At 64.1% G+C, this 1490-nt stretch carries 1 pseudogene; it reads left to right on the top strand.

Annotation, left to right across the window (positions count from 1 at the left end):
• Positions 1–1490, top strand: a pseudogene (locus AC1DWT_RS51305) (ATP-binding protein); the annotation flags it as partial.

Here is a 1490-nt window from a genome sequence, read left to right on the forward strand (position 1 = left end):
ATCAGTGGCAGAGCAGCGTCGGTGACGCCGAGTACGGAGCCGCCCTGAACGCGGCCGAACAGGACCTCGAGGAGGCCGAAGACGCCTGCCGACGGACCGCAACAGCATTTGACGCGGCAGACCGCAAGGTCGACGAGTTGAAGAACGCAATCCGCACCGAGGGCGGGGAACGTCTCGACCACATCACAGCGGAACTCAAGAACTGGAGCGAGACACTCGAGCACCGGGCACGCAAGGAAGCCCAGTTCCAAGCCCGCATCGCCCATCTCGACGACGTCGTAGCTCCGGCCAACGCGAGAGACATGTCATCGCTACAGCTCCGAGCACGCGCTTTCATGGACAGCCACACAGAACAACTGGAGGCTGTCACCGCGGCAGCTCGCAAGGCCGACGCCCGTCACGCCGACGCACAGCGCGCACACAAATCCGTATCCGACGAATTGGACGATCTCCGTACCCGTCCGGACTCGAAAATTCCAGCCTACCTCCACCAACGGCGCACCGAGTTGGCCGAGTTGTGCGGTATCACCGATCCGCGCCGCGATCTTCCGTTCATCGGAGAACTGATCGATCTGCACGCCGACGACGAACGCTGGCGCACCGCTGCCGAAGCCGAGATGGGCGGCATCGGCCGCCACATCCTCTACAACGAGAACATCCGGGCACAGTTCGTCCGGAACGCCGACCGCCTATCCAAGGGCGTGCGGTTACGGTCAGAAGCGGTCCCCTTCAACGCGTCCACCCCGACAACGATCCCCGATCCCTCCACCCTCGCGGGGAAGGTCCAGTACAAGCCCGGCAGCCCCTTCATCGGTTGGCTCGAAGGATTCATCAACACCACGTTCACCCATGAATGCGTCGACACTGCCGACGCGCTGCTCATCGACGACGGGCGCAAACGCATCACCGCCCACGGGCAGACCCGGCAAGGACGGTCCGGTGCCCACGGTGCGCCGCTACCCAAGGACTACGTCCTCGGATTCAGCAACGCCGAACGCATCGCCGAACTGGAAACGGAGGTCGAACGCCTCACCGACGAGGTACACGCAGCCCACCAACGGGCGGAACAGCTGCACAGTCAGCGCTCGACGATGGTCGATCACCGCGTCACATGGGAAGCGGTGCTCGATTTGAACTGGGCCGAGATCGACACCGGATCCGCCCGCGACGCCATCGACGCGTTGGAGCAGGAACGCGACGCAATCCTGGCTGCCAGCGACAGAATCGCCGAGTTGAAACGACAGCAGAAACAGGCAGAGGAGGACCGCGACACCGCCAGCGAGGCCAAAGCCGTGGCACGCAACCAGCGCAAGGACCTCAATGCCTCCATCGCCGCCCTCGAGCCGCTGGCCGAACGCTACGCCAGCACCCACGCCGCACTGGTGATCACTGGTTCGGTCACCGTGACCGACGCGCAGCAAAGTCTGCTCGACAAAATGCTGGGACTGTCCTACACCGGTGACGCCCACACCCTGCAGGAAGCGTTCGGG

The organism is Rhodococcus sp. P4_B6, from assembly GCF_056402215.1.